The organism is Microlunatus kandeliicorticis, from assembly GCF_014137855.1.
Lineage (GTDB): Bacteria > Actinomycetota > Actinomycetes > Propionibacteriales > Propionibacteriaceae > Microlunatus > Microlunatus kandeliicorticis.
This window is the reverse complement of record NZ_JACGWT010000003.1, coordinates 635,865-657,999: the sequence shown is the minus strand read 5'-3', so window position 1 is coordinate 657,999 and position 22,135 is coordinate 635,865. Positions and strand designations below refer to the sequence as shown.

The window sequence follows — 22,135 nt, the reverse complement described above, 5'->3', positions numbered from 1 at the left end:
GCCGGGTCGGGGCGAGTGAATCGGTGCGGGGTCAGCTGGTCAGGTCGTAGACGGTCACCCCGCCCACGGTCTTCGCGGTGTAGTGCGCCTCGACCCAGCTGGTGATCTGGCTGGCCGAGGTGTCGGTGTTCCCGCCAGGGCCGCCACCCATGCCCCCGCCGCCCTGGCCACTGGCGATGAAGTAGCTGATCTTCCCCTGCTGCACGTACTGCTGGAACTGCGCGAGGGTGGGGGCGTCGTCGCTGCCGCTCCAGCCGCCGACGGCCATCACCGCGGTGTCGGTGGACAGGATGTAGCCGGCGGCGCTCTGGTCGCCGACGACGGCCGCCGACCAGCGGGTGCTGGTCGCGTCCAGCAGGGCCACCAGTTCGCTGCTGCTGGCCGAGTCGCCCGCCGTCCCACCCCGGGTCTGGCCGGTCGAGCCGGTGCCGCTGCTGGAGCCGGTGCCGCTGGTGGAGCCCTGGGTGGTGCCGGTCCGGCCGGGCGGCTGGCCTCCGGGGCCGCCGCCGAAACCGCCGCCCATCCCGCCGCCCATCCCGCTGCTCGCCGAGACGACCGCCGGGCCGGAGGTCGGGATCGACCCGTTGTGCCCGCTGGCCGCGGTGGCCAGGGTGAACGCGGTGGTGCCGGCCAGCGCGGACAGCGCGCCGATCATGATCCCGGCGACGGCGAGCTTGCGGAGCCGCCCGGCACCGAGAGCCAGCAGCACACCGCCGAGCAGACCGCCGACCATCGCCGCCCACGCCAGCCCGGTCAGCCAACCGGTGGCCCGGGTGAGCATCAGGTAGCTGCCCCAGGTGGCCGTCCCGGTGATCGTCACCGCCAGCACGCCGCGGGCCAGGTGGTCCCCGCGGAGCGACCACAGCCGGGTGGTCGCGATTCCTACCAGGGCACCGATCGCGGGCACCAGGGCGACCGCGTAGTAGGGGTGGATGGTGCCGGACATGAAGGAGAACACCAGGGCGGTGACCACCAGCCAGCCACCCCAGAGCACGACGCCGGCCCGACCGGTCCCGGTGCGCGGTTCGCGGCGGGTGATCACCGCGAGCGCCACGATCCCGAGCAGCGCGGCCGGGAGCAGCCAGGAGATCTCGGTGCCGAAGGCGCTGTTGAACATCCGGGTCAGCCCGGCGGTGCCGCCGAACGAGGCGTTCTGGCCGCCGCCCATGCCCCCACCGCCGTTGCCGCTGCCACCGAGCAACCGGCCCAGCCCGTTGTAGCCGACGGCCAGCTCCCAGAGCGAGTTGTTGGTCGAGCCGCCGATGTAGGGCCGGGCCGCGCTCGGCCAGAGCTCGACCAGCACGATGAACCAGCCGGCGGAGACGATCATGGTCACCAGGGCGGTCAGCAGGTGCAGCAGTCGTGTCACGAGCCGAGCGCGCGAGCAGATCAGGACGACCAGCACCAGCCCGGGCAGCACCAGCAGCGCCTGACCCATCTTGGTGAGGAACCCGAAGCCGATCGCCGCGCCGGCCAGCGCCATCCAGAGGTGGGCGGCCCTGGCGCGGCCCAGCCCGTCGGCCCGGAGCCGGGCCGCGTCGACCGCTCGGATGACCGCGTAGGCGGCGGCGGTCATCAGGAACACCAGCATCGCGTCCGGGTTGTCGAACCGGAACATCAGCGCCGCGACCGGGGTCACGGCGACGCAGAGCCCGGCGACGAGCGCAGCGGAGGCGCCGTACCAGCGCTTCACCCCGGCGTGGACGAGGGCGACCGTCCCGACGCCGAGCAGGGCCTGGGGCAGCAGCAGCGAGAAGGAGGAGAAGCCGAACAGGCGGGCCGACAGCACCATCAGCCAGAGCGCGCCCGGTGGTTTGTCGACCGTGATCGCGTTGCCGGAGTCGAGCGAGCCGAACAGCCAGGCCTTCCACGACTCGGTGCCCGACTTCACCGCGGCGGCGTAGAACTCGTTGGCGTAGCCGGAGCTGGTCAGGTCGATCAGGTAGAGGGCGGCGGTGGCCGCCAGCAGCAGCCAGAGTGCCGGGCGGGCCCAGGCCGGTTGGTCCTCGGCGCCGCGCCAGAGCCGGCGCAGCCGGCCGGTCCGCCCGAAGACCGAGTGATGATCATGGTCGACGCCCGGAGCAGGGGCGAGGCCGACGGCGTGCTCGCGGTCGGTCGTGGTGGCCGGGACCGCGCGCGCGGCACCCGGGTCGGACGGTGACGGCGCCGACGGACGGCGTCCCGCGCGGAGTGTGGTCTCGGACATGCGGTTCAGCCTCGACGGAGTCGCTGTGCCGGGCCGGGTCCGGCGCCGTGCCCGGACTGTGGGGTCTCTGTGAGTGCGGCGACCGGTCAGCGGACGCGGTGTTGATCATGATCACGATCAAGCGGCCCAGGTCACGAGCTGCGCGAGGCGCCCGGCGGTCGCGGCGCGTCGAGCCGGAACCGCAGCCCGATGATCCGGACGGCGAACACCAGCCCGGCGGCCCCGACCGCGACCGGCACGCCGAGCACCGCCCCGACGCCCGCGCTCGCGGCGACCACGACGACCGCGGCGCCGAGCATGGCCGGGATCGCGTACAGCCCGCTGCTCAGCACGCTGGGCAGCCGCTGGATCAGCAGGTCGCGGATCGTCCCGCCGCCGACCGCGGTGATCGTCCCGAGCAGCACCGCCTGCGCCGGGCCCACCCCGTGGTCGAGCGCCCGGCCGGCCCCGGTCACCGCGAAGAGCGCCAGCCCGGCCGCGTCGAGGACCACGATCGGCCGGTTCAGCCGGGTCAGCGCCCGGCTGAACAGGAAGGCGACCAGGGCGCCACCCGCCGCGACCGCGAGATAGCGCCAGTCGGAGAACGTGAGCGGCGGCAGGGTGCCGAGCAGCACGTCGCGGATGATGCCGCCGCCGAGCGCGGTGACCGAGCCCAGCGCCACCACCCCGACCACGTCGAGCCGGGCGGCCCGGACGGCGGTCAGCGCGCCGTTGAGCGCGAAGGCGAACGTGCCGAGCAGGTCGAGCACCAGCAACAGGACCGGCGAGGAGAACACGCACCGGGTCTACCGCACCGCCGACCTCCGGCGCGACCCCTCAGCCGGCGACCCGGCCGCGCCAGCGGGCGCGCAGGGTGTGCGCGGCCGCCTTGGGCTGCCGGTCGCGGGTGAACACGCCCTTCTTGTTGCCGCCGACCCGGATGATCCCCGGGGTAGTGGCGAAGTCGGCGAAGTTCCACACCTGCTCGCCGACCACCTCGGCGATCCGGTCGAACACCCGGTGGTTCATGTCGAGATAGGCGACCTGGTACTCCTCGGTCCACGGCGTGGGGGTGGTGGCGTGCAGGCCGGGGTAGGTGTCGGCGCCGTACTCGGTGACGATGATCGGCTTGCCCTCGCCGGCCCAGTCGCGCAGCTCGGCCTCCCAGGCGTCCTCGGCGGCGGCCAGGTCGCCGGTGTAGCTGTACCAGCCGTAGTAGCGGTTGAGCATGATCACGTCGCAGAACTGCGAGACCCGGCACTGCCCGTGCGGCGCGAGCCCGACGTTGACGAAGCCCACCGGCCGGGTCGGGTCGGCCTCGCGGGCCACGTCGAACAGCGGCCGGAAGTACGCCTCCGCCTCCGCGGTCCGCGACTCGGGCTCGTTGGCGATGCTCCACAGCACGACGCACGGGTGGTTCCGGTCGCGCGCGACCAGCTCGCGGATCGCCTGGGCGTGCACCTCGCGGGTCTGATCGTCGATCGTGTCGGGCGAGAACGTCGGCTGGTCCCGCCGGCCGAACATGCCGAGGTTGAGCCCGACCGCCGCGGTCTCGTCGATCAGCACCAGCCCGCGCCGGTCGGCGTAGTCGAGCACGTCCTCGCTGTAGGGGTAGTGCGAGGTGCGGAACGAGTTGGCGCCGATCCACTCGAGCAGCGCGACGTCGTGCACCAGGTGGGCCGGGCTGTGCCCCTTGCCGAGCACCGCGAGGTCCTCGTGCTTGCCGAAGCCGGTGAAGTAGAACGGCTGCTCGTTGATCAGGAACCGGGCGCCGTCCACCCGCACCGTCCGGACGCCGACGCTCTGGTGGTAGCTGTCGAGCACGGTGCCGTCGCGGACCAGCTGGAGCTCGAGGTCGTAGAGGTAGCCGTCGCCGGGCGCCCACAGGTGGACGTCGGGGACGGTCAGCCGGCCGGTGGCGCCGCGGCCGGTGGCCACCTCGGCGCCGTCGGCGTCGCGGAGCACCACCGCGACGTCCGGGTCGGCTCCGCCGGTTCCGTCGGGCGCACCGTCGGCCGGCCCGGACTCCCAGCCCACCCGGTAGTCGACGTGGCCGTCGGTGCCGGCGAACCCGGTGGTCACGGTGACGTCGGTGAGGTGGGCCGGGTCGGTCGCGTAGAGCCAGACCGAGCGGTGCAGCCCGGCGTAGTTGAAGAAGTCGTGCCAGTAGCGCTGCCGCGGGCCGTGCGCGGTCTGTTCGACCTCGCCCGGGGGGATCGACCGGAAGGTCAGGGTGTTGTCGACCTCGACGCTGATCCGCACCGGCTGTCCAGGGGTGACGTGCGCGGTGACGTCGGCCTCGAACGGCGTGTACCCGCCCTCGTGCGAGACCACCTCGGCATCGCCCACCCAGACGGTGGCCCGGTGGGTGGCCGACTCGAGGTGCAGCACCACCCGCCGTCCCGCCCAGCCGGCCGGGACCCAGACCTCGCGCTGGTACCAGACGGGTCCGACGTGATCATGGACCTCGGCCTCGGCGGTCAGGTCGTTGTAGCTGGCGGGAACCGCCAGCTCGCGGTCGGTGTCCAGCCGGCGGGCGAACCAGCCGGCGTCGCGGCCGCGGCGGTCGCCGTCGAGCGCGAACCGCCAGAGACCGTCGAGGTTCTTCCGCTCCCGGGTGCTCGTGTCCTGCGGACGCAGCATGATCGGCTCCTCCTGGTCGGTCCGGGTGGCCATTGAGCCACCCGTGACCCGCCGGGCGCGAGTTGTTGTCGTAAGTTGCTGAGCTCCGGGAGGCGAGATGAGCGAGGACCAGGGGCCGACGATCTACGACGTCGCCCGGGCGGCCGGGGTGGCGCCCTCGACCGTCTCGCGCGCGCTGGCCAAGCCCGGACGGGTCAGCTTCCGGACGGCCGAGAAGGTCCGGCGGGTGGCCGAGGAGCTGGGCTACCGGACCGGGCGGATGGAGACCGTGGTGCCGACCCGCGGCACCGGGGTGGTGGCGCTGATCGTCGCCGACATCGCCAACCCGGTCTTCGTCGGGATGATCCGTGGCGCCGACCGGGAGGCGGCCGAGCACGGGCTGACGCTGGCCATCGTGGAGACCCAGGAGTCGCAGCAGGCCGAGCGCCGGGCGGTCGAGCGGCTGGCCGCCACCGTCGACGGCTTCATCCTCAGCTCCTCGCGGCTGCCCGACACCGCGATCCGCGCGCTGGTCAAGCGCCGACCGGTGGTGGTGCTCAACCGGACGGTGGCCGAGGTGGCCTCGGTGGTCAGCGACAACGTCCAGGCGATCAAGAAGGCGGCCGAGCACCTGGCCGGGCTCGGTCACCGGTCCGTCTGCTACCTGGCCGGTCCGGAGGCGTCGTTCGCCGACGGGATGCGCTGGCGGGGGCTCAAGGAGGCCGGCGACGAGCTCGCGCTGCACGTCCGCCGGCTCGGCCCGTACCCGCCGACCATCCGGGGCGGGGCGCAGGCCGCGGAGACCTGGCTGACCCGAAGGAGCACCGCGGTGATCAGCTACAACGACCTGATGGCCATCGGGTTCGTGCAGGCGGTGCAGGCGGCCGGGTGCCGGGTGCCCGACGACGTCAGCGTGATCGGCTTCGACAACATCGTCGACGCCGGACTGGTCGAGCCCGGACTGACCACCATCGCCGCGCCGCTGGTCAGCATCGGGTCGACCGCGATCGCCGCGCTGGTCCGGCGACGCGGCGCCGCCCCCGACGACGCGCGGGCCGAGCCGGTGCTGCTGCCGGCGAGGCTGGTGCTGCGCGACTCCACCGGACCCAGCCCGCGCTGATCCGGACGTCGGGCCCGCCCGGCTCAGGCGGTGAGCGCGTCCAGCCGGGCGACGACCAGGTCGACGAACGCCTCGTCGGCGGCGAGGTCGTCGGCCAGGGTGGCCAGCACGCCGTGCACCGCGGCGCGCGGGTCCGCCGCGCTCGCGGCCTCCTGGGCCCGGTCCGCGTTGGGGTCGGTGACCGGCACGCCGTGCCCCTGCAGGTGCCGGACCCAGCCCGCCAGCGCGGTGGAGCAACCGGTCGGCAGCCGGCCGGCGGCCCGCTCGGCGCGGGTCACGGGGACGATCCGGACCGCCAGCTTGAGCGACCCGTCGGCGGCGATCTGGGCCAGCTGGTGCCGCACCCGCGGGTTGCCGAACCGGTCGAGCAGCGCGGCGCGGTAGGCGCTCACCTGGTCGCCGGGCAGGCTGAGGTGGCCGACCGCCTCGTCCCAGTAGGTCTCCACCCAGCCGCGGGCCACCGGGTCGGCGATCGCGGCGTCGATGGTCCGGTGGCCGCGCTGGCTGGCCGCGTAGGCGAGCAGCGAGTGCGAGCCGTTGAGCAGCCAGAGCTTCCGCTGCTCGTAGGGCGTGACGTCGTCGACCAGCGCCACCCCGGCGCCGGCCCAGTCCGGACGCCCGGCCGGGAACCGGCCGGCCACCACCCACTCGGCGAACGGTTCGGTCGGCACCGGCGCGGCGTCGGTCCAACCCTGGCTGCGGGCCACCAGGTCGACGTCCTCGGCGGTGGTGGCCGGGGTGATCCGGTCGACCATCGAGGTGGCGAAGTCGATCTCGGCGGCGATCCAGTCGGCCAGACCGGGGTCGAGGGCGCGGGCCAGGTCGCCGACCACCGCGGCGGTCGCGGCGCCGTTCTCGGGCAGGTTGTCGCAGCTGAGCACGGTCAGCGGGCCGGCCCCGGCGGCCCGGCGGGCGGCCAGCCCGGCGACCAGCCGCCCGGGCACCGTGGTCACCGCGGCCCCGGCGTCGGTGCGGAGGGTCTCCAGGTCGGCCTGCACCTCGGCGCGCTCGAGGTCGAGCCGACCGTCGGCGCCGCGGAGATAGCCGGCCTCGGTCACGGTCAGGGTGACCACCGCGACCTCCGGCCGGCGCAGGTAGTCGAGCAGGGCGGCGTGGTCGGCGGCCGGGTGGACCGCGGCCAGCGACCCGACCAGCTCGAAGGCGTCCCCGTCCGGCCCGCGGACGATCAGCGTGTAGAGCCCGTCCTGCGGCCCCAGTGCCTCGGCGGCGTCCGGGCGGCGGCCGGTGAACCCGGCGATGCCCCAGCCGTCGGCGTCGGCGGCGTGCGCGGTGTACCAGGCCTGGTGGGCCCGGTGGAAGTTGCCGACCCCGAGGTGGACGATCCGCACCGGCGGGGCGGTCGGACGCCCGGGTGCGTCCCGGTCGAGCCGCGGCGCGGTCACAGCCGGAACGCCCGGCGCGGGTTGACCGTGACCAGCTCCTCGACCACCTCGACGGCCTCGTCCTCCTCGAGCCGGCCGTCGGCGACCAGCGAGGCGACGTAGCCGGCGTCGAGCCGACGGGCCATGTCGTGCCGGGCCGGGATCGAGCAGTAGGCGCGGGTGTCGTCGATGAAGCCCGAGGTCTTGCCGAACCCGGCGGTCTCGGTGACCGCCGCCCGGTAGCGGCGGATCGCCTCGGGGGCATCGAGGAACCACCACGGGGCCCCGGCGAACACCGACGGGTAGAAGCCGGCCAGCGGGGCGATCTCGCGGCTGAAGGTGGTCTCGTCGATGGTGAACAGCACCATCCGGAAGTTCTCGTGGGTGCCGAAGTCGGACAGCAGCGGCGCCAGCGCGCGGACGTACTCGGCGGTGACCGGGACGTCCGCGCCGACGTCGGCGCCGAACCGCTCGAACGTGGGCCGGTGGTGGTTGCGGGCCACCGCCGGGTGCAGGGTCATCACCAGCCCGTCCTCGGACGACATCCGGCCCATCTCCCACAGCAGGTGCCGCCGCAGCGCGACCGCCTCGTCGGGGGTCAGGTCGCCCGACCGGGCCAGCCGGTAGAGCCGCTCCGCCTCGGCGGGGCTCAGCCGGTCGGTGCGGACGTCGGCGTGGCTGTGGTCGGCCGACACCGCGCCGTGGGCGCGGAAGTGGGCGCGGCGGGCTTCCAGCGCGGCCACGAACCCGGCGTAGTCGCCGACCTCGGTGCCCGCGGTCTCGGCCAGCAGGTCGGCGTCGGTCCGCCAGCCGCGGGCGCCGACCTCGAGGTAGCGGTCGGGACGGAACGTCGGGATCACCCGGCCGGTCCAGGTCGGGTCGTCGGCCAGGGCGCGGTGCGCGGACAGGTCGTCGCAGGGGTCGTCGGTGGTGGCCAGCACCGCGATCCGGAACCGCTCGAACAGCGCCCGCGGCCGGAACGCCGGGGTGGCCAGCGCGGCCGCGACCGTGTCGTAGATCGCGTCGGCGGTCTCCGCGCTCGGCCGGACGTCCACGCCGAAGATCCCGGTCAGCTGCGCCTGCAGCCAGTACCGGACCGGGGTCCCGCGGTAGACCGACCAGTGCCCGCAGAGGATCCGGAACGCCGCCCGCGCGTCCGGCTCGGACAGCGGGCCCTGCCCGACCCCGAGCGCGTCCAGCCCGACGCCGTGCGCGTGCAGGAGCCGGGTGACGTAGTGGTCGGGGGTGATCAGCAGCGAGGTGGGGTCGGTGAACGGGGTGTCCTCGGCCAGCCAGGACGCCGGCACGTGCCCGTGCGGCGAGATGATCGGCAGGTCGGCCACCCGCTCGTAGAGCTGCCGGGCCAGCGGGCGCAGCGACGGGTCCGCCGGGAACAGCCGGTCCGGGTCGGCGGCCAACGGCCGCGCGGTCGGGACGGTCGGTGCGGGAACCATGGGCCCATCATCGGCGGTCGGGGCCGGCCGGCGGCCACCGTTTGCCGCAAGTTGCCGTCACCGCCGCCCCCGGGGTTGCCGGGCCCGGCCGCCCGCAGCAGAGTGGCGGCATGACCACCACCCCAGGGTCGACGATCCCGGCCACCCGCCCCGGTCGCGAGGACGGCTACGGCACCGAGCCCGGCGACCCGGCGCGGGCGACGCTGGTCGGCGGCGCGGGGGAGCGGCTCGATCCCGAGCAGGTCAGCCGATTCGTCGAACAGGCCTTCGCCGGCGCCGACCTGGACGGCCGCCGGGTCTGCCTGGTGGTGCCCGACGGCACCCGGACCTGCCCGTTGCCGCTGCTGCTGCGGGCCGCGCACCGGGCCATCGGGGACCGGGCACTGGCGGTGACCGTGGTGATCGCGCTCGGCACCCACCAGGGGATGAGCGAGGAGCACCTGGCCGCCCATCTCGGCTACGAGCCCGGTGCGCTCGAGGCGACCTATCCGGGCTGGACGGTGCTCAACCACGAGTCGTGGCGCCCGGAGACCTTCCTGCCGCTCGGTCGGATCGAGACCGACCGGATGGCCGAGCTCACCGGCGGGCTGATGACCGACACCGCCGTGGACGTCCGGGTCAACCGGCACGTCGCCGAGGCCGACGTCGCGGTGGTGGTCGGGCCGGTCTTCCCGCACGAGGTGGTCGGCTTCTCCGGTGGCAACAAGTACTTCTTCCCCGGCGTCTCGGGTCCCGAGCTGATCGACGTCTCGCACTGGGTCGGCGCGCTGATCACCAGCGCCGAGATGATCGGCACGTCGGGGGTGACGCCGGTGCGGGCCCTGGTCAACGAGGCCGCCGCGATGATCCCGACCCGGCGGCTGGCCCTCTGCCTGGTGGTCGCCTCGGGCACCGACACGCTGCACGCCGCCGCGTTCGGCACCCCGGAGGACGCCTGGGCCGCCTGCGCCGGGATCTCCGCCCAGACCCACGTCACCTACCTCGACCGCAGCTACCGGCGGGTGCTGTCGGTGATGCCGGAACGCTACGAGGACATCTGGACGGCGGCCAAGGGCTTCTACAAGCTCGAGCCGATCGTGGCCGACGGGGGCGAGCTGATCATCTACGCCCCGCACATCACCGAGGTCTCGGTGATGCACCCGCACATCACCGAGATCGGCTATCACAACCGGGACTACTTCCTCGGGCAGTGGGAGCGGTTCCGGCACCAGCCGTGGGGCGACCTGGCGCACTCGACCCACCTGCGCGGCCAGGGCACCTGGGACCCGGAGCACGGCGAGCGCAACCGGGTCACCGTCACCCTGGCCACCGGCATCCCGCGCGAGGTCGTCGAGGCGGTCAACCTGCACTACCTCGACCCGGCCGAGGTCGACGTCGAGGCCTACGCGGCCGACCCGGACACCTTCGTCGAACCGCACGCCGGCGAGGTGCTCTACCGGCTGCGCGGCTGAGCGGAGCCGGGTCGGCCGTTCCGGCCGGGTGCGGCGACCTGGGTACGGTGGCGCCGTGAAGGCGCTGATCAAGCCCGCCGCCGAGCCGGGGCTGGTGCTGACCGACGTACCCGACCCGGTCTGCGGGCCCGGTGACGTGCTGGTCGCCGTCCGGCAGACCGGGATCTGTGGCACCGACCTGCACATCCAGGCCTGGGACCACTGGGCCCAGGGCCACGTCGCCCCGCCGGTGGTGGTCGGCCACGAGTTCTCCGGCGAGGTGGTCGAGGTCGGCGCGTCGGTCACCGAGGTGCGGGTCGGTGACGCGGTCAGCGGCGAGGGCCACCTGGTCTGCGGCCGCTGTCGCAACTGCCGGGCCGGTCGCCGGCACCTGTGCATCCACACCCGGGGCATCGGGGTGCAGGTCGACGGGGCGTTCGCCCAGTACGTGGTGATCCCGGCCGGCAACGTCTGGGTGCACCCGGCCCCGATCGGCTGGGACGTGGCGGCGATCTTCGACCCGTTCGGCAACGCGGTGCACACCGCGCTGACCTTCCCCAGCCTCGGCGAGGACGTGCTGGTCACCGGGGCGGGACCGATCGGGATCATGGCCGCGATGGTGGCCAAGCACGCCGGTGCCCGGCACGTGGTGATCACCGATCTCAGCCGGCCCCGGCTGGCCCTGGCGGAGCGGCTCGGCGTCACCCTCGGGGTCGACGCGTCGGGCACGACGGTCCGGGACGCGCAGGCCCGGCTCGGGATGCGCGAGGGCTTCGACGTCGGACTGGAGATGTCCGGCAGCCCGGCCGCGCTCCGCGAGATGATCGACAACCTCACCCACGGCGGCCGGATCGCCGTGCTGGGACTGCCCGGCGACGAGGTGAGCATCGACCTGGCCACCGTGGTGCTCAACATGCTGACCATCAAGGGCATCTACGGCCGCGAGATGTTCGAGACCTGGTACGCGATGTCGGTGCTGCTGCAGAGCGGCCTCGACATCTCCGGGGTGATCACCCACCGGTTCCACCACACCGAGCACGAACAGGCGTTCGCGGTGGCCCGGTCGGGGGACAGCGGCAAGGTGATCATGAGCTGGGAGGACTGACGTGTACGGGACCATGAAGCAGCGGCTGGCGGGCGATCTCGACCAGCTGCGGACCGAGGGGCTGTTCAAGGCCGAGGCGGTGATCACCACCCCGCAGGCGGCCGAGATCGGCGTCGAGCACGGCGACGGCGGGCAGCAGGTGCTCAACCTGTGCGCCAACAACTACCTCGGCCTCGCCGACCACCCGGCCATGATCAGCGCGGCCGCCGAGGCGCTCGACCGGTGGGGCTTCGGGATGGCCTCGGTGCGGTTCATCTGCGGCACCACCGCGCTGCACAAGGAGCTCGAGGCCGCGCTCAGCGGGTTCCTCGGCACCGAGGACACGATCCTCTACTCCTCCTGCTTCGATGCGAACGGCGGGCTGTTCGAGACGCTGCTCGGCCCCGAGGACGCGGTGATCAGCGACGAGCTCAACCACGCCTCGATCATCGACGGCGTCCGGCTGTGCAAGGCGCAGCGCTACCGCTACCGCAACCGCGACCTGGCCGACCTCGAGGCCCAGCTGCGGGCTGCCTCCGGCGCCCGGCACCGGCTGATCGCCACCGACGGCGTCTTCTCGATGGACGGCTACGTCGCCCCGCTCGACGGGATCGTCGAGCTCGCCGAGCGCTACGACGCGCTGGTGATGGTCGACGACTCGCACGCGGTGGGCTTCGTCGGCGAGACCGGGGCGGGCACGCCGGAGCTGTTCGGGGTGCAGGACCGGGTCGACATCGTCACCGGCACCCTGGGCAAGGCCCTCGGCGGCGCGTCCGGCGGCTACACCGCGGCCCGGGCCGAGATCGTCGAGACGTTGCGGCAGAAGTCCCGGCCCTACCTGTTCTCGAACTCGCTGGCACCCTCGATCGCCGCCGCGGCGCTGGCGACCCTCGAGCTGCTGCGGACCTCGGGCGACCTGTTGGCCCGGCTCCGCGACAACACCGCCTGGTTCCGCGCCGAGATGACCGCCCGGGGCTTCGAGATCCCCACCTCCGACCACCCGATCGTCCCGGTGATGATCGGCGACGCGGTCGAGGCGGCGGCGATGGCCGACCGGCTGCTGGCGATGGGGATCTACGTCCGCGCGTTCAGCTTCCCGGTGGTCCCGCGCGGCAGGGCGCGGATCCGCACCCAGATGTCGGCGGCGCACAGCCGGTCCGACCTGGAGCGCGCCGTCGAAGCCTTCGAACGCGCCCGCGCCTGAGACTCCGGGAACGCCGAGCTCCCGGGAACGCCGAACCGCCGCGGTCACGGACCGCGGCGGTTCGGGGTGGTTCTCGGCGGCTCAGCCCTGACGGGCCTTCTGCCGCGGGTCACGCCGGTTGATCACGAACACCCGCCCGCGGCGGCGCACCACCTGCGAGCCCGGCCGGTTCTTCAACGCGCGCAACGAGTTGCGGACCTTCATCGTGCGTCTCCTTCTCTCGGTCTGGACGACCACTGCCTCCTCAACGCCGCCGCCGCGCTGCTTCTTCCCGGGGCCGCGCGGCGTCGGGCGTCCGCACAGCCGACCTCCCTACGATGAGGACACGCCCCCGAACCCGATCGAAGGGACGACCATGCCCGCACCGGAGCACCGTCGACCACCCGTCCGGAGCGGTCGACCGGGACGGACGGTCGTCGTGCTGGCGCTGGCGGTCCTGCTGGCGGCGGCCGGCGCCCTGCTCGGCCCGCTGAGCCGACCGGCCCGCGCCGAGGAGACCTCGAAGCTGATGCTGGTGCTCGACTCCTCGGGTTCGATGGCGCAGAAGAGCCAGGGCGAGGTGAAGATCGACGCCGCCCGCAAGGCCCTGACCCAGACCGTCGGCAGCCTGCCGGCCTCGGTCAACGTCGGCTTCCGAGTCTTCGGTGCCACCGTGTTCAACGCCGGGGACAAGGGCGCCTGCACCGACTCCCAGCTCAAGGTCCCGGTCGGCACCGACAACCAGGGACAGCTCGACGCGGCGATCAAGGCCGTCAAGCCCTACGGCGAGACGCCGATCGGCTACGCCCTGCAGCAGGCCGCCAAGGACCTGGGGTCGTCGGGCAAGCGGACCATCGTGCTGGTCACCGACGGCGAGTCCACCTGCAAGCCCGACCCGTGTGACGTGGCGAGCACGCTGACCCGGTCGGGCACCGGGTTGGCGATCGACGTGATCGGGCTGAACGTCGACGGCAGCGCCCAGAGCCAGCTCAAGTGCATCGCCTCGCGCGGCAAGGGCAGCTACTACGACGCCGCGGACGCGGAGACGCTGGCCAACAGCCTGCAGACGCTGGTGCAGCGGTCCCGGCGCAACTTCCAGGTCGGCGGCACTCCGGTGGTCGGCAGCGCCGCGCCCGCGCAGGCCCCGGTGATCACCGCCGGCGAGTACAACGACGAGCTGCCGCCCACCGGTGCGGGGGACCTCCGCTGGTACCACCTCTACCGCAATATCGTCGGGTCGACCCTGCACGTCTCCGCCTCGATCAACCGGCTCGGCCGGCCCGACGCGGTGGCCCTCGAGGTACGCACCCCGTCCGGCCAGCTCTGCGCCACCAGCAGCGCCTTCCGCGCCGACGCGTTCGGGTCGAACCTGCTGTCCGCGGCGGTCAGTGTCGGGCCGCGGGCGGGCAAGGCCCCGGTGGCGGCCTGCACCAGCAGCAACGACCTCCTCGTCGCGGTCCGGCACGCCGACCGGGTCGACGGCACCCCGGTCTACGGCGGCAAGCAGACCGACCAGGTCTCGCTGCAGGTGATCGAGGAGCGCCCGGTGAGCGGGGTGGCCGGACTGCCCAAGCCGGCCACCGCGGGGAAGTTCGTCCCGCAGTTCGGCGGCTCGACGAAGCCGGTGGTCGGCGGCAGCTCCTTCGACGACGCGCCCACCCTCGGCCAGGGGGCCTACAGCTCGAACCTGGTGCCCGGCGAGACCCAGGTGTTCCTGGTCAAGCAGACCTGGGGCCAGAGCGTCGACGCCACGCTGACCTTCCCCGGGGCTAGCGGGAAGCTGGCCTCCCAGCTGGGGAACGGGCAGGTCCGGGCCAACATCACGATGTTCAGCCCGAACCGCGGCCCGGCCACCACCAACGCCGGTGGCCAGGAGAACGTGCTGACCAAGGAGCGGCTGGTGCTCGGGCTGTCCAGCACCCCGGTCCGCTACCTCAACCGCAGCCAGGACGTGACCCGGGCGAGCAGCTACCTGCCCGGGTCGTACGCGGTGGTCGTCTCGCTGAGCGCCGACCCGCAGAACCAGAACTACGTGGTGCCCTATCTGCTGAACCTGGACGTCCGGGGCCGCAGCAGCGGCGCGCCCGACTACGTGGCGAACCCGACGCCTGCGCCGGCCCCGCCGAGCCCGACCCCCGTCCCCGCCCCGGGCAGCCGCTCGGGCGGGGTGACCACGGGCACGGTGATCGGGATCGTCGTCGCGGTCGCGGTGCTGCTCGGGGCGGGCGTCACGGCGGTCATCGTGCGGCGCCGACGGCGGCGGGGAGACGCAGCGGCAGGGTGACGGTCATCGTGGTGCCGCGGCCGAGCGCCGAGTCCACGGCGATCCGGCCGCGGTGCCGTTCCACGATGATTTTGGAGATGGCCAGCCCGAGCCCGGTGCCGGGGATGTTCAGCGCGGCCGGGTTGGTGGATCGGAAGAACCGGGTGAACAGCGCGCCCTGGTCCTCCACCGAGATGCCCAGACCATGGTCCGTGACCGTGATCACCGCGTCGGTCTCGGTGACCTCGAGGCCGATCCGCACCCGGCTGCCCGACGGGCTGAACTTGACCGCGTTGCTGATCAGGTTGTCGAAGACCCGCTCGATCTCCTGCGGGTCGCCCAGGGTCGGGGCGGGCCGGTCGGGCAGGACGAGGTCGAAGGCCACGCCCGCGCGCTGGGCCTGGTGCCGCAGGGTTGCCGCGCACTCCTCGATCACCGGGCCGAGGTCGACCGGGACCATGGTGACCGGTCGTTCGCCCTCCTCGATCCGCGAGAGCAGCAGCAGGTCGCCGATCAGGGTGGTCAACCGCCGGGCGTTGCGCTCGATCGCCTCGAGCGAACGGTCGACCAGCGGCTCGATCACCCCGAGGTCGCCGGCCCGGACGATCTCCAGGTGGCCCGAGATCGAGGCCAACGGCGTCCGCAGCTCGTGCGAGATCATCGAGACGAACGCGTTCTTCTGGGTGTCGAGAGCCTGCAGCTCCGAGACCAGCCGCTGCTCGCGTCGGTAGGCGCGTTCCAGCGCGACCGCCCGGCCGACGTCGCGGGCCATCCGCTGGATCGCGGTCAGCTCGGTGTCGGCCCACACCGGCGAGCCCACCGGCCGGACCAGCCCGACGTAGCCGAGCGGGCGGTCGGCGGCGCCGAAGGCGGCGAACAGGATCGAGTCGGCGCCGAGGGTGGCGACGTAGTCGAGCATCCGGTGCTGGAGCGCGACCGGGACCAGCCGGTCGGTGGTCAGCACCTGGCGGTTGGTGTCCGGAGCCTGCTTGGCGGTCGAAGCGTAGAAGGTCAGCGGTTCCTGCAGCCGCCAGCACAGCTGGGCGACCTCGAACACCGCGCGGACCAGCGTCGACGGCGCGCGCTGTTCGACCGGCATCGGCGGGTGGATGATCGTCAGGCCGTCCTCGCCCTCGTTGTCGAGGGTCCGGACGAAGACGGCCGAGGCGCCCATCGCCCCGGCCAGCGCGGCGGCGCGCTCGGCGAGCAGCTGGGGCAGGCCGTCCAGCGAGTGCAGCCCCACCGCCCAGTCGCGCTCGAACGCGGTCAGCCGCAGCTCGTCGGCGATCCGCTGCTCGCTGCGCTGCTGCAGCTCGGCCAGGTCGTTGACCGCCTCGGCGACCGCCCGGATCTCGAGCACGCCGGCGTGCGGGTCGGCCCGCGCCGACCGGTCGCCGTCGTGCAGCCGGGTCACCACCCGGTGCAGGTCCTCGAGCGGCGGTGCGACGCCCGACCGGGCCCGGCGGGCCGGACGCAGGCCCCGGGTGGCCCCGTGGACCACCACCGCGATGAACGCCGCCGCCGACAGCGCGGCCACCACCAGCGCGACGGTGGTGAGGGTCTCCCGGTCGTTGGCCAGCCAGACCCCGACCTGGGCGTTGCCGCCGCGGAAGGCGTCGAAGTAGGACTTGGCGGTCGCCTGGCTCGGGGCGTCGGTCAGCGCGGCCGGGTTGCTCGCGATCGGCGCGGTGTAGCGCAGCCACTGGGTGACCAGGGTCTCCTGGCGGGCCACCAGATCCGCGACCCCCGGCTCGTCACCGACCTTGGTCCGCAGGGTGGCCAGCGCCTCCTGCAGCGGTTGCTGCGCGTTCTGCCAGGTCTGCAGGAAGATCGGGTCGCGGGTCAGCTGGTAGGCGCGCAGCGAGGTCTCGCTGTCGGTCATCCGCTGCCGCACGGTCATGTTGGCCCGTTCGGCCGGCCCGACGTCGTGGGTCAGCTGGACCAGCACCACGGTGAGGACGCCGATCGCGCCCAGGCCGGTCACGCTCAGCAGCACCAGCGTGATCAGGGCGCTGCGGATGATCGCGTCGATCTTGGTCCGGATCGAGCGCGGCGGGGCCGGCGCGCGCTCGGCGGCCAGGGCGGTCGGCTTCGCGGCGGGACGCGCCCGCAGCCAGGGGCGGGGGATCGTGGTCATGGCGTCGCCGCCGGGGGTCGGGGGAGCGGCCCAGCGCTGCGGGGGGCGGCGACGGGCGCGGACGTGTGCAACACGGTCGGTCCTTGCGTCAGTGGATCGGGGGGTCTTCCACCAGCACCGACGGTAACCGACGAACCCGGCGAAATCACCATCCCCGACGCCAGGTGATCATCCAGAGACCCCGACGGCCACCCCGCGGCGGTGGCCTCAGCGGGCGGCGCGCGGCGCCCCGGTGCTCCGCCGGACGGTCAGGTGGGTGGGCAGCACCGCCGACGACCCGGGCGTGCGACCCGCGGTCGCCGGCCCGCCGCTGGCCGAGCCGGAGAGCAGGATCGAGGTGGCCACCCGGCCCGCGTGCTCGACCGGCGCGGTGACGGTGGTCAGCGGCGGGTGGCAGAAGTCGGCGCCGAAGATGTCGTCGCAGCCGACCACGCTCAGGTCCTCGGGTACCGCCACGCCGCGCTCGGCCAGCCGGGCCAGCATCCCGATCGCCACCACGTCGTTGTAGGCGATGCAGGCGGTCGCGCGGGTGTTGAGCACCGCGTCGGCGGCCCCGGTGCCCGAGTCGCTGCGCGGCGGGAAGTCGCGGGTCCGGACCACGTCGGCGCCGAGCCGTCGGGCGGCGCGGTGGACGGCCCGCCAGCGCCGTTCGTTCGACCACGACCCCTTCGGACCGGAGACGTAGACGATCCGCCGGTGGCCGAGCGAGACCAGGTGCTCGACCGCCTGTTCCATGCCCTGGGCGGTGTCGAGGACGACGCTGCCGATGCCGCGCCGCGGCCGGTTGATGGTGACCAGGTTCATGCTCGCGGCCAGCTGGTCGAGCCGGCTGTCCGACAGCCGGGTCGAGGTGAGGATGGCGCCGTCGCAGGAGCGCTGCAGCGTGGCCAGCAGACTGGCCTCGACCTCGGCCGACTCCTCGGTGTCGACCAGCAGCTGGGTGACCCCGGCGTTCTTCAGCTGTTGCTGGCTGCCGCGGATGATGTCGAAGTAGAACGGGTTGGTGACGTCGGAGACCAGCACGGCGACCGCGCCGGTGCGTCCCGAGCTGAGCGCGCGGGCGGACGGGTTCGCGGTGTAGTCGAGCTCGCGGGCGGCCTGCTCGACCCGCTCGCGGGTGCGGACGTTGACCCGGGTCGGGTTGGAGAGCGCCCGGGACACGGTGGAGACCGCGACGCCGGCGCGGGCGGCCACGTCGGCCAGCGTGGTCGGTCGGGAGCCGCCGGTCGGGGTGGGGCCGGGCACCCGGTCAGCGAACCACGCGATGGCAAGATCTGGCAACCGATTGCCGGGGCGGCAGCGGGCTGCTTGTGTGGGACCCGGCGCAGGTGCCACGTCCCTGTGTCGTCGTCGCCGTCGAACCAGGAGCCTGACCAGAGATGAGCACTCCGGCCGAGACCGGCCGTCCCACCCGCGTCGCCATCGTCGGCTGCGGGATCATCGGCAAGCACCACGCCACCGTGATCAGTCGGCACCCGGCCTTCGTGGTCACCGGCCTGGTCGACCCGCTGCCCGAGGCCGTCGAGGGCGCCCGCCGGGTGCTCGCCGACGCCGGTGCGCCCGAGCCGGTGGTCTACGACTCGATCGCCGCGGCCTGCGACAGCGGCGAGGTCGACCTCGCCGTGCTGTGCACCCCGAGCGGGATGCACACCGAACAGGCCACCGAGGTGCTCGACCACGGTCGGCACGTGGTGATCGAGAAGCCGCTCGACGTCACCGCCGAGCGCGGCCGGGTCTTCGCCGAGCGGGCCCGGGCGGCCACCGAGAACGGCCAGCTGGTCTCGGTGATCAGCCAGCACCGGTTCGACCCGGCGAACGCCGCGATCGCTGCCGGGGCGCACGGCGGCGGGTTCGGCACCCTCACGTCGGCACTGGCCTCGATGGCCTGGTACCGCAGCCAGGGCTACTACGACCAGGGCGACTGGCGCGGCACCTGGGCCTGGGACGGCGGCGGCGCGGTGATGAACCAGTGCGTCCACACCGTCGACCTGCTCCGCTGGTTCCTCGGCCGGCCCGAGGAGATCTCCGCGTTCACCGGTCGGCTCGCGCACGAGCGGATCGAGGTCGAGGACACCGCGGTCGCGGTCATCCGGTTCGAGGGCGGCGCGCTGGCCACCCTGCACGCCACCACCGCCGCGTTCCCCGGGCTGCGGACCCGGATCCAGGTGCACGGCACCCAGGGGTCGGCGATCGTCGACGAGGACCGGCTCGAGTACTTCTTCGCCGCCCCGGACGCCGACGAGTTCGGCACCCACGGGTTCAGCGCCCACAGCGGCGTCAAGGTCGAGAACCAGGCCGCCGAGCAGGTGCCGGTGGAGCAGCTGGCCAGCAGCCCCAAGCCGGCCGAGAACTTCATCGAGGGCCACTACCGGCAGTACGACGACCTCGCCGACGCGCTGGCCACCGGCCGCGCGCCCGGCGTCACCGTCGACGAGGCGCTGCTCTCGCTGGCCCTGGTCCGGTCGCTCTACGTGTCGGCCACGCTCGGCCAGCCGGTCCGGTTCGAGGACGTGCTCGCCGGCAAGCACGACGACGTGATGGCCGAGAAGGGCGGTGTGGCGTGAAGCTCTCGCTGTTCACCGCGGCCGCTCCCGACCTCGAGCCCGAGCCCACCGCCCAGCTGCTCGCCGAGCAGGGCTGGGACGGCGTCGAGTGGCGGGTCACCGACCAGCGCCCGGCCGACCAGCCCGGGTTCTGGGCCGGCAACCGGGCCACCTGGCCGCTGACCGGGCTGGAGGACTCGCTCGACGAGATCCGCCGGATCACCGACGCGGCCGGGCTGGAGATCTCCGGGATCGGCGGCTACGTCCGCTGCACCGACCACGAGGGCGTCGAGCGGATGCTCTCGGCCACCGCGAAGCTCGGCGCGCCGCGGGTGCGGGTGACCGTCCCGGGCGTCCAGCCGGGGGAGAGCTACCGCGAGGTGTTCGCTCGGGCCCGCGACGACTACGCGTTCGTGGCCGACCGGGCCGGCGAGCTCGGCGTCCAGGCGTTGGTCGAGCTGCACCACGGCACCATCACCGCCTCGGCGAGTGCGGCGTTCCGGCTGCTCGACGGGCTCGACCCGGAGGCGGTCGGGGTGATCCACGACCTCGGCAACCTGCTGTTCGAGGGCCAGGAGAACCCGCGCTGGGCCTTCGACCTGCTCGGGCCCTACCTGGCGCACGTCCACGTCAAGAACGGGGTGTGGCGGCCGACCGGGACCGACGAGGCCGGCGTCACCCACTGGGAGCACGGCTGGGCGACCCTGCGCGGCGGGATCGCCGACGTGGCCGACTACGTCGACGCGCTCAAGGAGCACGGCTACGACGGCTGGATCACCTGCGAGGACTTCTCCACCGAGCTCCCGCAGACCGAGCGGCTGGCCGACGACCTGGCCTACCTCCGCTCGCTGCTCTGATCCGTCGGCCGCGGACGGTCGGATGACGCTCGTCGCGCCCGGGGCCACCGCGACCTGGGTCGACCACGGCGGCGGGCGGGTCCGGGTGCTCAGAGCCGGACCGGGCTTCGGCGCGTCGTTGCCGGTGCTGCTGGTGCACGGCGGCGGCTACGACCACGCCGGGTTGTCCTGGTACCGGGTGCTCGAGCCGCTGGCCCGGCACCGCCCGGTCCTGGCGCCCGACCTGCCGGGATTCGGTGGCACCACCGGGGTCGAGGTCACCGGCGACGCCGACCGGCTCGCCGACCTGCTGGTCGAGGTGGTGAGCGGGCTCGGGCACCCGCGGTTCGCGGTGGTCGGGATCTCGATGGGCGGCGACGTCGCCCTGCACCTCGCGCTGCGGCACCCGGGGGCGGTGGCCGGTCTGGTGCTGGTCGCGGCCGGCGGGCTGACCGAGCGGATCGGTTCGCCCGCGGTGCAGCGGGCCGCCTGGGTCGCCGCCCAGCTGCCCGATCCGGTGCTCTTCGGGCTGAGCCGGGTGGCCGGCCGCTTCGCCGACGTCGCGCTGGGCCGGGTGGTCCGCGACCGGCGGCGGGTGCCTCCGCCGGTCCGGGACGGCTTCCGGGCCGAGGCCCGGCGTTCCGACGGCGGTCGCGGCTACGCCCGTTACAACCAGGCCACCCTCGGCCCGCGGCGGATGCGCAACAACCTGCTCCCGGTGGTGCACCGGATCACCGTGCGGACGCTGCTGCTGCACGGCGAGGACGACCGGCTGGTCGCCCCGGCCGACTCCCGCGCCGCCACCGACCGGATGCCGCAAGCCCGGCTGGTGACCGTCCCCGACTGCGGCCACTGGCTCCCGGTCGAGGCGCCGGACGCCTTCCTCACCGAGGTCGTCCCCTTCCTCGCTGCACTCGACCAGTAGCAGGAATGCGCCCCTCGATCCTGACCATCGCCGGCGTGTGCGCTCAGCGGCCGGACCGCGCGGGATCGAGGGGCGGATCCTCAGCGCCGAGTGCCCGTGCCCAGCGCTCGACGGATGCAGTCGAGGACCCAGTCGGGCTGCTCGGTGAGTTGGCGCCAGGTGAAGTTGAGGACCAGGTAACCGGCCAGCACCAGCTCGTCGCGGCGGTAGCGGTCCTGTTCGAAGGCGGCACGAGCCCCGTGCGTCTCGAACCCGTCGATCTCGACGATCACCCGTGCGGCGGTGAAGACCACGTCGGCGAACCAGGGCCCGACCGGCACGTTGGTCCGCCAGCCCCTGAGCCCCGCTGCACGGAGGAGGCGGTGGGCAAGGCGTTCCGCCTCCGACCACGGTTGGTCGCGGGAGTCCGTCAGCAGCTCGGCGCGTCGGACGTTCCCGCGGCGCCCCGGATTCAGGCGGAGGGCCTCCCACAGGTGGTCCAGCGTCGCCGTCCGACTGCGCAGCACCCGGTCGATGGCCTCGCCGCCGACCGGGCCGGCTGCCAGGTCGACGGCAGTGAGGGCCGGAGCGGTCACGGGCAGACCGCCGCGGCGACGGATCAGCTCCGGCGGGACGGTGCGCCGGTGAACGACCCAGCCCGGCCGGCTCTTGCCGCGGACCGGTGCGGCGAGCTCGACGACCGGAACCGACACCTCGGGCCAGAAGGTCAGCCGGGCCGCGGCCAGGCCGCAGACCACGGCGTCCGGACCGGCCCACAGCGCCCCGGCCCGGATCCGCGCCTCGGGATCGAGGAGCTCGCCGGCCGCCAGCACCCCCGGCAGCGGGCTGACCAGCTCCCCGCGGGCGCGGGCCCGGTCCAACCGGGTCGCCAGCTCGGGGTGGTCGCGTCGCCGGAGCATCCCGCCCACCTCGTCGAGAGCCTGCCGCACGGTGGTGTCCACATCGGCACCCTCGGCCGGTGGCCCGGTTTC

17 protein-coding genes are annotated in these 22,135 nt (G+C 73.8%); 8 read left to right on the top strand and 9 right to left on the bottom strand.

What is annotated here, in order from left to right; translation table 11 throughout:
* Nucleotides 1-31 precede the first annotated feature (31 nt).
* The 3 genes from FHX74_RS12130 to uidA form a co-directional block, all read right to left on the bottom strand.
* Nucleotides 32-2,206, bottom strand: a complete 2,175-nt coding sequence (locus tag FHX74_RS12130; protein WP_182560356.1) for an ArnT family glycosyltransferase — start codon at nucleotides 2,204-2,206, stop codon at nucleotides 32-34.
* A gap of 131 nt (nucleotides 2,207-2,337) precedes the next feature.
* Nucleotides 2,338-2,982: a trimeric intracellular cation channel family protein gene (locus FHX74_RS12125; protein ID WP_182560355.1), complete on the bottom strand. Its 645-nt coding sequence runs from the start codon at nucleotides 2,980-2,982 to the stop codon at nucleotides 2,338-2,340.
* 40 nt (nucleotides 2,983-3,022) lie between these two features.
* Nucleotides 3,023-4,831: a beta-glucuronidase gene (gene uidA / locus FHX74_RS12120; RefSeq protein WP_182560498.1), complete on the bottom strand. Its 1,809-nt coding sequence runs from the start codon at nucleotides 4,829-4,831 to the stop codon at nucleotides 3,023-3,025.
* 94 nt (nucleotides 4,832-4,925) lie between these two features.
* Here uidA and FHX74_RS12115 point away from each other — a divergent pair, with 94 nt between their 5' ends.
* A complete protein-coding gene (locus FHX74_RS12115) occupies nucleotides 4,926-5,927 on the top strand; it encodes a LacI family DNA-binding transcriptional regulator (protein WP_182560354.1) in 1,002 nt (333 codons plus the stop codon).
* 23 nt (nucleotides 5,928-5,950) lie between these two features.
* On the opposite strand, the gene FHX74_RS21120 is transcribed toward FHX74_RS12115, so the two are convergent.
* Nucleotides 5,951-7,330 (bottom strand): mannitol dehydrogenase family protein, encoded by a 1,380-nt coding sequence (locus FHX74_RS21120; RefSeq protein WP_328823785.1) that lies wholly within the window; start codon nucleotides 7,328-7,330, stop codon nucleotides 5,951-5,953.
* Nucleotides 7,327-8,763: a glucuronate isomerase gene (gene uxaC, locus FHX74_RS12105; protein WP_182560353.1), complete on the bottom strand. Its 1,437-nt coding sequence runs from the start codon at nucleotides 8,761-8,763 to the stop codon at nucleotides 7,327-7,329. Before uxaC ends, FHX74_RS21120 begins: the two co-directional genes overlap by 4 nt.
* Before the next feature lie 110 nt (nucleotides 8,764-8,873).
* Between uxaC and FHX74_RS12100 the strand changes: the two genes are divergently transcribed.
* The 3 genes from FHX74_RS12100 to FHX74_RS12090 are packed head-to-tail and all read left to right on the top strand — an operon-like array spanning nucleotide 8,874 to nucleotide 12,481.
* Nucleotides 8,874-10,214 (top strand): lactate racemase domain-containing protein, encoded by a 1,341-nt coding sequence (locus FHX74_RS12100; RefSeq protein WP_182560352.1) that lies wholly within the window; start codon nucleotides 8,874-8,876, stop codon nucleotides 10,212-10,214.
* Nucleotides 10,215-10,269: 55 nt separating this feature from the next.
* Nucleotides 10,270-11,298: an L-threonine 3-dehydrogenase gene (gene tdh, locus FHX74_RS12095; protein WP_182560351.1), complete on the top strand. Its 1,029-nt coding sequence runs from the start codon at nucleotides 10,270-10,272 to the stop codon at nucleotides 11,296-11,298.
* A 13-nt stretch (nucleotides 11,299-11,311) separates the two neighbouring features.
* Complete coding sequence (locus FHX74_RS12090) at nucleotides 11,312-12,481, top strand: glycine C-acetyltransferase (protein WP_182560496.1); 1,170 nt, start codon at nucleotides 11,312-11,314, stop codon at nucleotides 12,479-12,481.
* Between the two features lie 81 nt (nucleotides 12,482-12,562).
* Here FHX74_RS12090 and ykgO read toward each other — a convergent pair whose 3' ends face one another.
* Nucleotides 12,563-12,685, bottom strand: a complete 123-nt coding sequence (gene ykgO / locus FHX74_RS12085) for a type B 50S ribosomal protein L36 (protein WP_182560350.1) — start codon at nucleotides 12,683-12,685, stop codon at nucleotides 12,563-12,565.
* A gap of 151 nt (nucleotides 12,686-12,836) precedes the next feature.
* On the opposite strand from ykgO, the gene FHX74_RS12080 reads away from it, so the two are divergent.
* On the top strand, nucleotides 12,837-14,744 hold the full coding sequence (locus FHX74_RS12080; RefSeq protein WP_182560349.1) for a vWA domain-containing protein: 1,908 nt from the start codon (nucleotides 12,837-12,839) through the stop codon (nucleotides 14,742-14,744).
* On the opposite strand, the gene FHX74_RS12075 is transcribed toward FHX74_RS12080, so the two are convergent.
* Both FHX74_RS12075 and FHX74_RS12070 read right to left on the bottom strand, forming a co-directional pair.
* A complete protein-coding gene (locus FHX74_RS12075) occupies nucleotides 14,698-16,860 on the bottom strand; it encodes a sensor histidine kinase (RefSeq protein WP_182560348.1) in 2,163 nt (720 codons plus the stop codon). The two genes, FHX74_RS12080 and FHX74_RS12075, sit on opposite strands and share 47 nt — an antisense overlap.
* A gap of 207 nt (nucleotides 16,861-17,067) precedes the next feature.
* Nucleotides 17,068-18,105: a LacI family DNA-binding transcriptional regulator gene (locus FHX74_RS12070; protein WP_182560347.1), complete on the bottom strand. Its 1,038-nt coding sequence runs from the start codon at nucleotides 18,103-18,105 to the stop codon at nucleotides 17,068-17,070.
* Between the two features lie 134 nt (nucleotides 18,106-18,239).
* Here FHX74_RS12070 and FHX74_RS12065 point away from each other — a divergent pair, with 134 nt between their 5' ends.
* The 3 genes from FHX74_RS12065 to FHX74_RS12055 are packed head-to-tail and all read left to right on the top strand — an operon-like array spanning nucleotide 18,240 to nucleotide 21,164.
* Nucleotides 18,240-19,424, top strand: a complete 1,185-nt coding sequence (locus FHX74_RS12065; protein WP_182560346.1) for a Gfo/Idh/MocA family oxidoreductase — start codon at nucleotides 18,240-18,242, stop codon at nucleotides 19,422-19,424.
* Nucleotides 19,421-20,260, top strand: a complete 840-nt coding sequence (locus FHX74_RS12060) for a sugar phosphate isomerase/epimerase family protein (RefSeq protein WP_182560345.1) — start codon at nucleotides 19,421-19,423, stop codon at nucleotides 20,258-20,260. Before FHX74_RS12065 ends, FHX74_RS12060 begins: the two co-directional genes overlap by 4 nt.
* 22 nt (nucleotides 20,261-20,282) lie before the next feature.
* Nucleotides 20,283-21,164: an alpha/beta fold hydrolase gene (locus tag FHX74_RS12055; protein WP_182560344.1), complete on the top strand. Its 882-nt coding sequence runs from the start codon at nucleotides 20,283-20,285 to the stop codon at nucleotides 21,162-21,164.
* A gap of 80 nt (nucleotides 21,165-21,244) precedes the next feature.
* Here FHX74_RS12055 and FHX74_RS12050 read toward each other — a convergent pair whose 3' ends face one another.
* Complete coding sequence (locus FHX74_RS12050) at nucleotides 21,245-22,105, bottom strand: DUF559 domain-containing protein (RefSeq protein WP_182560343.1); 861 nt, start codon at nucleotides 22,103-22,105, stop codon at nucleotides 21,245-21,247.
* Nucleotides 22,106-22,135 lie beyond the last annotated feature (30 nt).